Below are 13,535 nucleotides of genomic sequence, written 5' to 3' on the forward strand. Positions count from 1 at the left end.
CATGTGTCAAGCCTAGCGCACCTCTTCGGCTGAATGCAGGCAGACGATCGGCACTCACCGGCACAATGGACGCTTCAGGGTTGACGAGACCCGATGGTGATGTATCCGTTGTGACCTCATTCGTCCCAGAAGATTACGCTTGTCGCCGTGGTATACCCAGCTGAGCCTCATCGACCGGAGGATGGCCTGCCCATGCAGGACCCGCCGACGGATCCGCATGGCTTCGCTCGTTTCGCTGCGGAACCACCCGCATCTCCTGGAAAATCCCATGAGATCATGCCTGGTACGTCAAATCCGGATATATGGGTTGATCCGGACAGAACTTCGGGAGGACCGGCAGACATGGCAACGGATAACTCCGGACCACACCTGCCCCCGTCCTGGCCGGAGGCGCCGCGCAGGGAAGCCCCCTCGTGGGCCAGCACGCCCTCCGAACAGGACTCCTCCCCCTCCTGGGCGGGGACACCCGCGGCCGAGGTGCCCATGTCGTGGCCGGAGTCGCCGCGGCCGGCCGGTCACGACCCCTCCTGGCCCGAGCCGCCGCGCCCCGATGGCTCCTGGCCCGAGCCGCCCCGCCCGTCCCGAGGCGGGACGGGCAACGGCACGGGTCACGGCCCCGGCCACAGCGCGGCGAACGGGAACGGTCCGGGGTACGGCGGTGCGAACGGTCCGGAGTACGGCGGGGCCAACGGCCCGGGGTACGGCGGAGCGAACGGCGCGGCCGGCGATGGCCGCCGCGCGGAGCCCCCGCGGTCCTACGGCTCGCAGGACCCCGGCCCGTCCTGGCCCGAGCCGCCCCGCCCCGACTCCGGCTGGCCCGAGCCGCCGCGCAAGGACGGCGGCGCTCCGGCGTGGGCCGGCGAACGCGGCGACGGCCGCTCTCCCGCGCCCGGCCCGATGCCGAACTCCGGACCCAACGGCAGGCCCGACCTCATGGGTTCCGGGCCCAACGGCAGGCCCGACCCCATGAGCTCCGGGTCCGGCCGCATGCCCGACCCGGCGTTCGACGCGGCGCCCCATCGGGTGCCCGACCCGGTGCCCGCCTGGCAGCAGCCGCCGACGCCCTCCCCCGGCGCGTGGGCCAACCTGTCCACGCCGGCGCCCTGGCCGCCCCGCGCCCCTGAGCCCGTCGACGCCCCCGAAGCGCGCCCGTTCGACGGCGGCCCGGCCGCGTCTGCTCCGGCCCCGTCTGCTCCGGTCGCGTCGGCTCCGGCCTCGTTCGGCCAGGCCGCCGCCGGCGCGCCCGCCGGGACCCTGCCGCACGAGGGCCCGTCCGGGCCGCACGGTCCACCTCCCCAGACGTCCGAGGAGCGCACGATCACCTACGGCCGACCCGGCGAGACCCACATCGGCGCCCCGCCGACGGGGCCCGACGAGCACGGGCAGCCGCCCCATCAGGGCTCACGCGCCGGCTCCAACCTGAGCCGCGACCCCTCCGACCCGGAGAACAGGTTCGTGACCGCGGGCCAGATCAGCGGCTCGCGCACCCCGCCGCCCGAGCGTCAGCAGGAGCTCTGGAACACCGTCTTCGGCGACAACTACGAGTCGATGGGCGAGCGGGACCCTCTGGACGACGACGACGAGGGCAAGCCGATCTGGATCTACGCCCTCGGCGGCTCCGTGGCGATCGCGCTGGTGGCCGCGCTGCTGTGGGCGTTCCTGGCGGGGCCGCTGGCCGGCGAGGACCCGGCGAGCACCGCCGCCGCCGGTCCCACGGCCTCGCAGAAGGCGAGCACGACCAAGTCCGCCACCTCGATCGGCCCGCTGCCGAAGTACCCGGGCAAGGCCTCGCCGGTGATCGGCCGGGTGCCCGACCAGGAGGCCGGGATCTCGGTCCCGCGGCTCGGCGGCACCTGGCAGCTCGACCAGCGCGCGACGGTCAAGGCCACCTATGGCTATGGCACCCGCCAGTACGTCCCGATCACCGAGGACAAGTCGGCCATGGTCATGTCGGGGCCGCTGCCGGAGCGGCTGGCCTCGTACTACGACCAGGACGACCTGGAGCCGGTGATCAAGCAGGTCGTGCTGGACGCCAGGAAGCGGTTCTTCCCGTCGGACAACAAGGTGCGCAAGGTCGCCCAGCAGGCGATCAAGGTGGGCGACCAGACCGGACGGCTGATCGCGTACTCGCTGACGTCGGGCACCGACAAGGCCACGATCGTGACGATGGCGGTCAACACCGGCGGCAGCGTGCCCGCCATCGTCTTCGTGTCGATCCCGGCCGAGAGCAAGCAGCTCCTGCCCGACATCCGGGTGGTGATGAACCAGCTCAGGCTGGGCTAGAAGCGGCACTCCATGTGCTTGATGCCGTTGATGAACGAGGAGTGCAGCCGGTCCGGCTCGCCGCCCTCGATCTGGGGCACCCGGCGCAGCAGCTCGCGGAACATCACCGTGATCTCGCGCCGGGCCAGGTGCGCGCCGAGGCAGAAGTGGGGCCCCGGCCCGCCGAAGCCGACGTGCGGGTTGGGGTGGCGGGTGACGTCGAAGCGGTACGGGTCCTCGAAGACCGCCTCGTCCCGGTTGGCGGCCCAGTAGAACAGGACGGCCTTCTCGCCCTTGCGGTAGAGGTGGCCGTTCATCTCGAAGTCGCGGGTGACCTTGCGGCGCATGAAGTTGACCGGCGAGGCCAGCCGGACGATCTCCTCGACGGCCGCGGGAGCGTGCCCGTCGAGGTCCTCCAGCCAGCGGGCGCGCTGGTCGGGGTTCCTGGTCAGCAGGTGCAGGCCGTGGGAGATGGCGTTGCGGGTGGTCTCGTTGCCCGCCACGACGAGCAGGATGAAGAACGAGCCCAGCTCCTGCATGGTCAGCCGCTCGCCGTCGATGTTGGCGTTGACCAGTGACGAGGTGAGGTCCCCCGTCGGGTTGTCGCTGCGGTGGGCGGCGAGGTCCTGGACGAGCTGCTGCAGCTCCATGCCGGCGGTGAGCAGGCGGGTGGCGATCTGTTCGAGGTCGCCGCCGGTGTACTCGGGGTCGAAGCCGCCGAGGATGACGTTCGAGCGGTCGAAGACGTAGGTGTAGTCCCGCTCGGGGATGCCCATCATGTCGCAGATGATCTTCAGGGGGAGCCGGGCGGCCACCTCGGTGACGAAGTCGACGCCGGGGCCCTTGGCCAGCAGGTCGTCCACTATGGCGGTGGCCGCCGACTCGACGTCCGCCTCGAACTGCTTGATCATCTTGGGGGTGAACGCCCGCGAGACGATCCTGCGCAGCCGGGCGTGGCGCGGATCGTCCATGTTGATCATCGAGCCGAAGTACTCGGTGAACTCGCTCGGCATGTCGGGGATGTTGGTCGCGCCGCCGTCGCCCGAGCAGAAGACCTCCGGGTTGCGGCTGGCCTCCAGGATGTCTGCGTGCTTGACCAGGGCGTGGTAGCCGGGGCCCTTGGGGGCGACGCCGACGTCCATCTCCTCGAAGAACGCGGGGGTCTCACGGGCACGCAGCCGGTCGAAGGCCTGCTCGCGCTCCTCCATGGGTCTGGCCCAGAAGTCGCGGTCCGACAGGTCGAAGTCGAGGACGCTCATGAGGCAATCATTGGAAAAGCGAGCACTTACGTCAATGGTTCTTACGTACACCGTACGTACGTGATCAATCGAGGCCCCGTCCTGGGGCTAGAATGACCGCCATGTACGCGTTCTTCTTCGCCCTCGGCTAGCGATCCGCCGGCGGGTCGCGGAGCACCCACCGCCGGCGATGCGGGACGGCTGAATCAGCGCCGTCCCGGGTCGCGACGTGGGAGAAGGACACGTGCATACTTTTGCCGTGGCCAGGGCGGTGCACGGCATCGAGCCCCTGGTTGCCACGGAGATCCGGCGTTCCGGTGCGGGCGTGGTGCGCGGGATGCGCCATCGCGAGGTGTGGTTCGAGACCCCGGGCACAGCGGGGCTGCCGGCGTTGCGGACGGCCGACGACGTGCTGCTGGCCGCCGCAGTGGTGGACGGGATCGGGCGGGAGCGCTCCGCCCTGCGGCGGCTCGCCAGGGCCGCGCGCGAGCTGGACCCAGGGCTGCTGCCGGCGCCCGGCGCCGCCGGGCTGGAGGTGTCGGCCTCGTTCGTGGGCCGGCGCAACTACACGAGGTACGACGTCGAGGACGCGGTGGGCGCCGAGCTGGCCCGGCCGGCGCGGGTGGCGTACCACTCGCGGCGCGACGGCGCGCGGCCACCCGGCGGGGCGACGGCCTGGCGGGTCACGATCGAAGGCGAGCGCGCGGTCATCGCGGTACGGCCGGCCCCGCGGCCGCTGCACCGGCGCGCGTACAAGACAGCCTCCGTCCGTGGCACCCTGCACCCGCCGCTGGCCGCCGCCATGGGAGAGCTCGCCGAGCTGGCCGGGCCGGCCGGGGCGAGGACGGTGCTGGACCCGTGCTGCGGCGCGGGCACGACGCTGATCGAGGCGCGCGCGCTCGCGCCAGGAGCCCGCTTCCTGGGCTTCGACCACGCCCCGGACGCGCTCGCCGCCGCCAGGGCCAACGCCGGAGGCGGCGGAGGCGGCGGAGCGTTCACTTGGGCGCTCGCCGACGGCGGCCGCGTCCCCGTACGGGACGGGGCGGCCGACCGGGTGCTGGTCAACCCGCCGTGGGGCCGCCAGGTGCCGCCCCTGGGGCTGCTCGCCGGCGGGCTCGGCCCGCTGTGGCGGGAGGTGCGGCGGGTGCTGGCCGACGACGGGCTCGCGGTGGCGCTGGTCCACGACGACCGGCCGCCGCGCGGGCTCGCCGTGGAGCGGGCCGTGCGGGTGAGCCTGTCGGGACGGCACCCCCTGATCGCGGTGCTCAGGAAGGAGTAGGGAGGGTCAGGCGGGCCCGAGCCAGTCGAGGATCAGCCGGTTGACCTCGTCCGGCCGCTCCAGGTGCAGGAAGTGGCCCGCGTCGGCCACCACCTCGGCCCGCGACCCGGCCGGCAGGTGCGCGGCGACGTCCTTGACGAGCCCGGCGCCCAGGCAGCCGTCCTGGGCGCCGTGCAGGTAGAGCAGGGGGCCGCGCGCCTCCGGCTCCGGCTCCGGGTAGCGGCCGGAGGGCGGGGTGGTGCCGAGCATCGCGCGGTAGTAGCCGATGGCCGCCGCGAGGTTGGCGGGGTCGTCGAGCAGGCTGCGGCGGACGAAGGCGAGGTCCTCGGTGGCGTCGTACCCCGGTGACCAGTCGCGCCAGAGGCCGTCGAGGAAGCCGGGGGCCGCCGCGGCGGTCTCGGCGAGCGGGGTCTGGAACAGGAAGATGTAGAACGAGCGCCGGAGCTGCTCGTAGTCGAAGAAGGCGCCGGCCATCGCGCCCGGCGGCGGCACCGCCAGCGCGACGGCCCGGCGGAAGCGGCCGGCGCACTGGTGGACGGGGAAGGCGCCCCAGTCGTGCCCGATGACGACGGCGTCCGCGCCGCCGCCGAGCTCCTCGTGCAGCGCGCGGACGTCGGCGGCCAGCGCCGCCCCTTCGTACGCCCCGTCGGCCGGGATCTCGGTGGGCGCGTAGCCGCGCAGGAACGGCGCGACCGCACGGTAGCCCCGCTCGGCCAGCGCCGGCATGAGGTGCCGCCAGGTGTGCGCGGTGTCGGGGAAGCCGTGCAGGCACAGCGCCAGCGGTCCATCCCCCAGGGTCAGATACGCGAACTCCAGCCCGTTGGCGTGGACAGTCCTGATCTCCATGACTGCGAAACCTAGCATTCGGGTCAGACGGTATAGCGCAGGTGCTTCACACCGTTGATGAAGTTGGACAGCAGGAATTCCGGCTCTCCTGCCGCGCGGATGCCGGGCAGGCGGGTGAACAGCTCGCGGAACATCACCGTCATCTCCCTGCGCGCCAGGTGGGCGCCGAGGCAGTAGTGCGGGCCGGGGCCGCCGAAGCCGACGTGCGGGTTGGGGTCGCGGGTGATGTCGAACCTGTCGGGGTGGTCGAAGACGGCTTCGTCGCGGTTGGCGGAGTTGTAGAAGAGCAGCACCTTGTCGCCCTTCTTGTACGCCGTCCCGTTCATCTCGTGGTCGCGGGTGAGCGTCCGCCGGAACTGGATGACCGGGGTGGCGTAGCGGACGATCTCGTCGCAGGCGGCCACGATGTGCCCGTCGAAGTTCGCCAGGAGCAGCTCGCGCTGCTCGGGATGGTCGGTGAGCAGCTTCAGCCCGTAGGCGATGGCGTTCCTGGTGGTCTCGCTGCCGGCCACCACGAGCAGGATGAAGAACGACCCCAGCTCCTGCGACGACAGCCGTTCCTCGCCGTTGACCAGCAGGCTGACGAGGTCGCCGGTGGGCCGCTTGCGCCGCTCGTCGCCGAGGCGGGCGGCCAGCCGGTTGAGCGAGTAGCCGGCGTGCAGCAGCTTGGCCAGGCCGCGGGCCACGTTGAGCCGGCCGAAGTCGGGCGACAGGCCGGTGTACTCGGGGTCGGCGTTGCCGAGGATGACGTTGGTGCGCCGCAGCACCATGTCGTGGTACTGGGCGGGGATGCCCATCATGTCGCAGATGACGCGGACCGGGAGCCGGGCCGCGATCTGGGTGACGAAGTCGCCCGGTCCCTCCTCGACGGCCCGGTCCACGATCTCGGCGGCGGCCCGCGCGAGGTCCTCCTCCATCTTGGCGAGGATGCGCGGGGTGAAGGCGCGGGAGACGATCCGCCGCAGCCGGGCGTGCCGCGGATCGTCCATGTTGATCATCGACCCGAAGTACACGCTGAGCCAGCGCGGCATGTCCGGGATGCTGTTGGAGCACGGCTCGCTGCTGAAGACGGCCGCGTTCCTGCTGGCTTCGGTCACGTCGGCGTGGCGGACGAGGGCGTAGTAGCCCGGTCCGCCGCCGACGAACGGCACGGCCTGCTCGCGCACGAACACCGGGCGATCGAGCGCGCGCAGCCGACGGAAGGCATCCATGCGCTCGGCCTGCGGCAGCGCCCAGAACGGGATGTGCGACAGGTCGACGTCGGTGGACAGCGTCATACCCACCAACATTGTGCAAGTGACCACTTACGTCAAGGGCGGCTCACGTTCGCCCGAGGATCAGGCCCGCCCGAGGCTCAGGCCCGCCCGAGGATCAGGCCCCGCCGAGGATCAGCTCCGCCCCCTTCTCGCCGATCATGATGGCCGGGGCGTGCGTGTGGCCGCGGTTGAGCGTCGGCATGACCGACGCGTCCGCGACGCGCAGGCCCTCCACGCCGCGCACGCGCAGCGACGGGTCCACGACCGAGCCCTCGTCGACGCCCATCCGGCAGGTGCCGACCGGGTGGTAGAGGGTCTCGGCGCGCTCGCGCACCCACTGGGCCAGCTCCTCGTCGCTCTCCGGCCCCCAGTAGGGGTCCATCGGCCCGCCCGCGTACGGCCGCATCGCCGAGGTCGTGAACACCTGCTTGGCCGCCTTCAGCCCGGCGACCAGCCGCCGCACGTCGGCCTCCGCGCTCAGGTAGGCGGGGTCGATGACCGGGTCGCGGCCGTTGAGCGTGATCCGGCCGCGGCTCTCCGGCTGCAGCAGCACCACGCCCACGGTCAGGCCATGACCGGTCGCCGGGACGAGGCCGTGCTCGACGAACGGGACCGGCGCGAAGACCAGCTCGATGTCCGGCGCGGGCTCCTCGGGCGAGGTGCGCAGGAACGCGACCGCCTCGCCGACGTTCGTGGTGAGCATGCCGGAACGCAGCACGAGGTAACGCAGCAGGTTGCCGACGGACTCGGCCTTGGTGAGCGTGACCGGCTGGAGGCAGGAGACGTACACGCCGGAGGCCAGGTGGTCCTGGAGGTTCCTGCCCACCTCGGGCAGGTCGTGCACGACCTCGACGCCGGCCTCGCGCAGCTCCGCGGCGGCGCCCACGCCCGAGCGCATGAGCAGGTGCGGCGAGCCGATCGCGCCCGCGGCCAGGATGACCTCACGCCGCGCCTTCAGCTGCGCGCCGCCGTGCTCGATCCCCACCGCCCGGCGGCCGTCGAACAGCACCCGCTCGACGGTCACCCCGGTGACCACGGTCAGGTTGGACCGCTTGAGCGCCGGGCGCAGGTAGGCGTCGGCCGAGCTCCAGCGCCGGCCGCGGTACTGGGTGACGGGGGTCGGGCAGTAGCCCTCGTTGGAGGGGCCGTTCAGCTCCCGCAGCCGCTGGTAGCCCAGCTCCTCGCAGGCGCGCAGGAACGCGGCCGTGGTGACGTTGGGGCTGCGCAGCTCGGAGATGTGCAGCGGGCCTCCGGTGCCGTAGACGTCGCCGTCGTTGGTGCCGATCCGGTGCTCGGCCCTGGTGAAGTACGGCAGCACGTCCGCGTAGGACCAGCCGGGCACCTCCCACTGGTCGTAGTCGCGGGCGCAGCCGCGCACCCACATCTGGGCGTTGAGCGAGGACGAGCCGCCGACGACCCGGCCGCGCGGCCAGTAGAGCTCCCGGCCGGACAGCTCGTCCTGCTTGGCCGTCGTGTAGTTCCAGTCGTAGTCGGTCTTGAAGAGCTTGGCGAAACCCGCGGGCATGCGGATCTCCAGCTTGTCGTCCTGGCCGCCCGCCTCGACCAGGGCCACAGACACGCCCGGATCGGCCGACAGCCGGTTGGCCAGCACGCAGCCCGCCGAGCCGGCGCCCACGATCACGTAGTCGTACTCCATGGTTCCCTCCATGGGGGCAAGTAATTGACTACTTGCTTACGCCACGCGACCGGGGGACGTCCATATCCAGTTGTAACCTCCGTTACCTACCGGTCGGTATGGCCATGCTGCGAAGATGGCGCGAAAGCCGGCTAGAGGAGGAAGGCGTCATGCTGAACTTGTCGATCGTCCTGGAGGACAGCGCCAGGAACAACCCGGACGGCACGGCCATCGTCTTCGGTGACATGCGGCTGCCGTACTCGATGATCGACACGGTGGCCAACCAGGTGGCGAACCTGCTGGTGTCCCGCGGCATCCGCAAGGGCGACAAGGTCGCGCTGGCCTGCCCCAACCTGCCGTACTTCCCGTTCGTCTACTACGGCATCCTCAAGGCCGGAGCGACCGTGGTGCCGCTCAACGTGCTGCTGCAGTCCCGCGAGATCGCCTACCACCTCGACGACAGCGACGCCAAGGCGCTGTTCTGCTTCGAGGGCACGCCCGAGCTGCCGCTCGGCGAGCGCGGCAAGGCCGGCTTCGAGGCGGCCGAGGGCTGTGAGCACTTCTTCGTGCTGCCCGCCACCCCGCTCGCCACCGAGTCTGAGTACGGCGAGTCGTTCTGGGCGGCGCTCGGCGGCATGGCGGCCGGGTTCGAGACCGTGCAGACCGCGCCCGACGACACCGCGGTCATCCTCTACACCTCCGGCACCACCGGGCAGCCCAAGGGCGCCGAGCTCAGCCACCAGAACATGCTGATGAACGCCATCGTCAGCGACCGCATGTTCCCGGCCACCGAGGGCGGCGACGTCTACCTGGGCGTGCTGCCGATGTTCCACTCCTTCGGCCAGACCACCGTCATGAACACCGGGTTCCTGCGCGGCGCGACCGTCGTACTCATGCCGCGCTTCGAGCCCGGCGAGGCCCTGGAGATCATGCGCAAGGAGGGCGTGACGTTCTTCGCGGGCGTCCCCACCATGTACTGGGGCATGCTCACCAAGATCCACGCCGAGGGCGCCGAGGTGCCGGACACGCTGCGGATCGCCGTCGCGGGCGGCGCGTCCTCGCCGGTCGAGGTGCTGAAGGACTTCGAGCAGACCTTCGGCATCGGCATCCTGGAGGGCTACGGCCTGTCGGAGACCTCGCCGGTGGCGAGCTTCAACCAGCCGGGCCGGCCGGCCAAGCCGGGCACCATCGGCACCCCCATCTGGGGCGTGGAGATGAAGCTCGTGGACGGCGACTGGAAGACGGTCGAGGGCGAGGGCCCCGGCGAGATCGCCATCCGCGGCCACAACGTCATGAAGGGCTACTACGGCCGCCCAGAGGCCACGGCCGAGGTCATGCACGACGGCTGGTTCCGTACGGGCGACATCGCCACGCGCGACGCCGACGGCTACTACGCCATCATCGACCGGGCCAAGGACATGATCATCCGCGGCGGCTTCAACGTCTACCCGCGCGAGCTCGAAGAGGTCCTGATGACCCACGAGGCCGTCTCGCTGGCCGCCGTCGTGGGCGTGACGCACGAATCGCACGGCGAGGAGATCAAGGCGTACGTCATCAGGACGCCGGGCGCCACGATCACCGAGGACGAGCTCATGGCCTGGTGCAAGGAGAACATGGCGGCCTACAAGTATCCGCGGATCATCGAGTTCCGTGACGCGCTGCCGATGACGGCCACCGGCAAGATCCTCAAGCGCGAGCTGCGCTGACCTTCGTCCCGAAAGGCGGACGCCGTACGGCGTTCGCCTTTCTGCCGTGCTGATTGTAATCTTGCGGTAACCGCATGCAACCGAGCACGGCAAAGGAGGTCGCGTGGGCCGCCACGAGAAGCCCCACACCCCCAAGGACCAGCCAGAAGAGGGCAACGAAACCGCCAGGCCGGCCGAGCTCCGGCCGAGCCGCGGCAAGCACGCCGCTCCGGCCGAGGACCCGGAGTAGACCTCTCCCCCTAACGGTCCTCCGGCGCGTGGGCCGCCACCTCGGCGCGGAGGTGGCGGCCATCCTCACCGCCCCCCATCCTCACCGTCCCCCCGCAGCACCGTCCCCCAGCAGTGCCAGGGCCAGGCTTCGCACCGAGCGGGTGAACCGGCGCGGGTCCTCCGGCGGCGTCACGTGCCGGATCAGCGCCCCGTCGAAGACCGCGAGCAGGGCGTGGGCCACGAAGCCGGCGTCCAGGTCCGGACGGGCCTCGGCGACGAGGTCGCTGAGGTGCCCGTGCCAGGAGCGGTAGCTCGGGTCGTCATATTTGTCCTCGGCGCACGCCTGCTCGTGCGCCGCCAGCAGGATCGCGTTCCCCTCGGCGATCGCGCCGAGGCCGTCGAGGAAGGCGAGCAGCCGGTCGCGGGCCGGCGCGCCGGGGCCGAGCGGCGGCGGGCCGCCGGTCACCGCCTCCCGCAGGTCCTTCGAGCGCTCCTCCAGCAGCGCCTGCAGCAGCCCGGCCCGGCTGCCGAACCTCCGGAACACCGTGCCCTTCCCGACCCCGGCCAGCGCCGCGACCCGGTCGATGGACACGTGGTCGCCGCCGCCCTCCGCCAGCAGCCGCTCGGTCGCCCGCAACACCGCCACCCGGTTACGCGCGGCGTCCCCCCGCTCGGGCCGGTCGCGCACGACATCAACCCGCTCGGGCCGGTCGCGCGCCCCGCCACCCCGCTCCGCTCGATCGCGCGCGGCGTCGATCCGCTCCGTCCGCCCGTCTGCCCTCACGTGCCGCCTCCCCCTCGTTGTTGCGGACCGCCGGTCCGCTTATGCTAGCGTGCGTAGCCATCCGGACCGACGGTCCGATTAACTTTCCTCACCAAGGAGACAGCCCGACCATGCGCGCTCTCGTCGCCGACCCCGGCACTCCCGGCGCCCTGCGCCTCGGCACCGCGCCCGAGCCGGAGCCCGGCCCCGGCCGGCTCGTGCTCGACGTCCACCACGTCTCGCTCAACCGCGGCGAGGTCATCGGCGCCGCCGGCCGCCCGCCCGGCACCGTCCACGGGTTCGACGCGGCCGGGACCGTCCGCGAGGCCGCGACGGACGGCGCCGGCCCGCCCGCCGGCACCAGAGTGGTGGCGTTCGGGGAGGGGGCGTGGGCGCAGCGGATGGCGGTGGACGTCACGGCCGTGGCCGCCGTCCCCGACGGCGTGGACCTGGCCGCCGCCGCCGCGCTCCCGATGGCCGGCCTGACCGCGCTGCGCACCCTGCGCACCCGTCCCATCCTCGGCCGCCGCGTGCTCGTCACCGGCGCGGCGGGCGGCGTCGGCCGCTACGCGGTACAGCTCGCCGCACTCGGCGGCGCCCACGTCATCGCCTCGGTCGGCTCGCCGGCCCGCGCCGCCGGCCTGGCCGAACTCGGCGCGGCCGAGGTCGTGATCGGCCTGGACGGCGTCGGCGAGCCCGTGGACCTGATCCTCGACAACGTCGGCGGCCCCCAGCTCGCCGCCGCCTGGCGACTGCTCGCGCCCGGCGGCGACATCCAGGCCATCGGCTGGGCCTCGGGCGAGCCCGCCGTCCTCGCGCCGTACTCGCTGTTCTCGCTCGGCCCGGCGAGGACGATGAGCACGTTCGGCGACGTACGCGAGCCAGGACCGGACCTCGCCACGCTGCTCGCGCTCGTGGCGTCGGGCCGGTTGTCGCCGGAGGTGGGCTGGCGGGGGCCCTGGGACCGGGTCGGCGAGGCCGCCGCGGCCCTGCTGGAGCGCCGGGTCGCGGGAAAGGCCGTCCTGGACGTCACCCCGGCGCCGGACGGGACGGCCCCCTAGCCGCGGGCGGGAAGGTCAGGGCCAGTCGCGGGCCGGGCGCAGCGGCACGCCGGAGCGGCCGTGCTCGTCCAGCTTGACCGCCAGCACCTGGTGGAGCTGGACCTTGTTGCGCTCGAAGCCCACGATGCAGCCGGCCATGTAGAGCGCCCAGACGCGGGCGGTGCCCATGCCGACCTCCTGGACCGCCTCGTCCCAGTTGGCGTCGAGGTTGTCGCACCAGTGGCGGAGGGTCTTGGCGTAGTGCTCGCGGAGGTTCTCCTCGTGGCGGATCTCGAAGCCGAGGTCCTCCATCTCGCGGATCAGCCAGCCCACCGACTCCAGCTCGCCGTCGGGGAAGACGTAGCGGTTGATGAAGCCGCCTTTGTTGAAGGTCTTCTCCTTGCCCGTCGGGCGCGTGATGCAGTGGTTGAGCAGCCGGCCGCCCGGCTTGAGCTTGCCGTACAGGAACGCGAAGTACGCCGGCAGGTTGTCCTTGCCGATGTGCTCGGTCAGGCCGATGGAGCTGACCGCGTCGAAACCGGTCTCACGGACGTCGCGGTAGTCCATGAAACGGACCTCGGCGAGGTCCTGCAGCCCCTCGTCGGCGATGGCCTTCTGCGCCCACTCGGCCTGCTGCTTGCTCAGCGTGACGCCGAGCGCCTTGACGCCGTAGTGCTTGGCGGCGTGGATGACCATGCCGCCCCAGCCGCAGCCGACGTCGAGCAGGCGCATGCCCTCCTTGAGGCCGAGCTTGCGCGCCACCAGGTCGAACTTGGCGAACTGGGCCTCCTCCAGCGAGGAGTCCTCCTCGGGAAAGGCCGCGCACGTGTAGGCCATCGACGGGCCGAGCACCCACCGGTAGAACCGGTTGGAGACGTCATAGTGGTGGTGGATGGCCTCGGCGTCGCGCTGCTTGGCATGCCGGGAGCCCAGCCTGGCCAGCGTGCTCTGCCGCATCTCCTGCGGCGGCGGCGGGACCCGCATGAGCAGCGGCTTGACCCCGAGCGCCCGCACCGCGGCGACCTTCTCGGCGGTGGACAGATCGTTGGTGGTGATGTTCCACATGCGGTCGAGCAGGGTGTACATGTCGCCGTGCACGTCCATGTGGCCGGAGACGTACGCCCGCGCCAGGCCCAGTTCCCCCGGGGCCTGCGCCAGGTAGGCCACCGCGATCGGTGACTTGACCTCGAGTGCGAGGTCGGCCGCGTCCGGCCCCGCCTTGCTGCCGTCGTAGGCCATGAACGCGATGTTGGCGTCCTTGCCGACGATCTTCTCAAAGATGGTTGCGAGAGCCATCGA

General features: G+C 71.9%; 11 protein-coding genes. 5 read left to right on the forward strand and 6 right to left on the reverse strand.

Features of this window, described 5'->3' with window-relative positions; translation table 11 throughout:
* Window positions 1-342: 342 nt before the first annotated feature.
* On the forward strand, window positions 343-2,283 hold the full coding sequence (locus BMW85_RS50095) for a hypothetical protein (protein ID WP_177241199.1): 1,941 nt from the start codon (window positions 343-345) through the stop codon (window positions 2,281-2,283).
* On the opposite strand, the gene BMW85_RS44355 is transcribed toward BMW85_RS50095, so the two are convergent.
* Window positions 2,280-3,521 (reverse strand): cytochrome P450, encoded by a 1,242-nt coding sequence (locus BMW85_RS44355; RefSeq protein ID WP_091093625.1) that lies wholly within the window; start codon window positions 3,519-3,521, stop codon window positions 2,280-2,282. The two genes, BMW85_RS50095 and BMW85_RS44355, sit on opposite strands and share 4 nt — an antisense overlap.
* A gap of 223 nt (window positions 3,522-3,744) precedes the next feature.
* Here BMW85_RS44355 and BMW85_RS44360 point away from each other — a divergent pair, with 223 nt between their 5' ends.
* Window positions 3,745-4,779, forward strand: a complete 1,035-nt coding sequence (locus tag BMW85_RS44360; RefSeq protein ID WP_245775445.1) for a methyltransferase domain-containing protein — start codon at window positions 3,745-3,747, stop codon at window positions 4,777-4,779.
* A gap of 6 nt (window positions 4,780-4,785) precedes the next feature.
* Here the strand turns inward: BMW85_RS44360 and BMW85_RS44365 are convergent, their stop codons facing one another.
* The 3 genes from BMW85_RS44365 to BMW85_RS44375 all read right to left on the reverse strand — a co-directional run bounded on the left by BMW85_RS44365 (window position 4,786) and on the right by BMW85_RS44375 (window position 8,538).
* A complete protein-coding gene (locus BMW85_RS44365) occupies window positions 4,786-5,625 on the reverse strand; it encodes an alpha/beta fold hydrolase (RefSeq protein ID WP_091093628.1) in 840 nt (279 codons plus the stop codon).
* Window positions 5,626-5,648: 23 nt separating this feature from the next.
* Entirely contained in the window at window positions 5,649-6,902 is a 1,254-nt protein-coding gene (locus BMW85_RS44370) for a cytochrome P450 (RefSeq protein WP_091093629.1), read from the reverse strand.
* A gap of 94 nt (window positions 6,903-6,996) precedes the next feature.
* Window positions 6,997-8,538 carry a GMC family oxidoreductase gene (locus BMW85_RS44375; RefSeq protein WP_091093631.1) on the reverse strand — a complete coding sequence of 514 codons (1,542 nt, stop codon included), beginning with the start codon at window positions 8,536-8,538 and terminating at the stop codon, window positions 6,997-6,999.
* Between the two features lie 149 nt (window positions 8,539-8,687).
* Between BMW85_RS44375 and BMW85_RS44380 the strand changes: the two genes are divergently transcribed.
* Window positions 8,688-10,223: a long-chain-fatty-acid--CoA ligase gene (locus tag BMW85_RS44380; protein ID WP_091093632.1), complete on the forward strand. Its 1,536-nt coding sequence runs from the start codon at window positions 8,688-8,690 to the stop codon at window positions 10,221-10,223.
* A 103-nt stretch (window positions 10,224-10,326) separates the two neighbouring features.
* The gene (locus tag BMW85_RS52235; RefSeq protein WP_281249697.1) at window positions 10,327-10,452 is read left to right on the forward strand and encodes a hypothetical protein; all 126 of its coding nucleotides are present in this window, start codon (window positions 10,327-10,329) and stop codon (window positions 10,450-10,452) included.
* An 81-nt stretch (window positions 10,453-10,533) separates the two neighbouring features.
* On the opposite strand, the gene BMW85_RS44385 is transcribed toward BMW85_RS52235, so the two are convergent.
* Complete coding sequence (locus BMW85_RS44385) at window positions 10,534-11,217, reverse strand: TetR/AcrR family transcriptional regulator (protein WP_218156210.1); 684 nt, start codon at window positions 11,215-11,217, stop codon at window positions 10,534-10,536.
* A 110-nt stretch (window positions 11,218-11,327) separates the two neighbouring features.
* Between BMW85_RS44385 and BMW85_RS44390 the strand changes: the two genes are divergently transcribed.
* Window positions 11,328-12,257, forward strand: coding sequence for a zinc-binding dehydrogenase (locus tag BMW85_RS44390; RefSeq protein ID WP_177241200.1), 930 nt, complete (start codon window positions 11,328-11,330; stop codon window positions 12,255-12,257).
* Between the two features lie 15 nt (window positions 12,258-12,272).
* On the opposite strand, the gene BMW85_RS44395 is transcribed toward BMW85_RS44390, so the two are convergent.
* A complete protein-coding gene (locus BMW85_RS44395; RefSeq protein WP_091093634.1) occupies window positions 12,273-13,532 on the reverse strand; it encodes a class I SAM-dependent methyltransferase in 1,260 nt (419 codons plus the stop codon).
* Between the last annotated feature and the right edge of the window lie 3 nt (window positions 13,533-13,535).

Source organism: Nonomuraea wenchangensis (assembly GCF_900111685.1).
Classification (GTDB): domain Bacteria; phylum Actinomycetota; class Actinomycetes; order Streptosporangiales; family Streptosporangiaceae; genus Nonomuraea; species Nonomuraea wenchangensis.

Bases quoted from the DNA above. Each gene is read 5' to 3' on its own strand.
- BMW85_RS44375 (WP_091093631.1), bottom strand. From the start codon at position 8,538: ATGGAGTACGACTACGTGATCGTGGGCGCCGGCTCGGCGGGCTGCGTG.
- BMW85_RS44355 (WP_091093625.1), bottom strand. From the start codon at position 3,521: ATGAGCGTCCTCGACTTCGACCTGTCGGACCGCGACTTCTGGGCCAGA.
- BMW85_RS50095 (WP_177241199.1), top strand. From the start codon at position 343: ATGGCAACGGATAACTCCGGACCACACCTGCCCCCGTCCTGGCCGGAG.
- BMW85_RS44380 (WP_091093632.1), top strand. From the start codon at position 8,688: ATGCTGAACTTGTCGATCGTCCTGGAGGACAGCGCCAGGAACAACCCG.
- BMW85_RS44390 (WP_177241200.1), top strand. From the start codon at position 11,328: ATGCGCGCTCTCGTCGCCGACCCCGGCACTCCCGGCGCCCTGCGCCTC.
- BMW85_RS44395 (WP_091093634.1), bottom strand. From the start codon at position 13,532: ATGGCTCTCGCAACCATCTTTGAGAAGATCGTCGGCAAGGACGCCAAC.
- BMW85_RS44370 (WP_091093629.1), bottom strand. From the start codon at position 6,902: ATGACGCTGTCCACCGACGTCGACCTGTCGCACATCCCGTTCTGGGCG.
- BMW85_RS44365 (WP_091093628.1), bottom strand. From the start codon at position 5,625: ATGGAGATCAGGACTGTCCACGCCAACGGGCTGGAGTTCGCGTATCTG.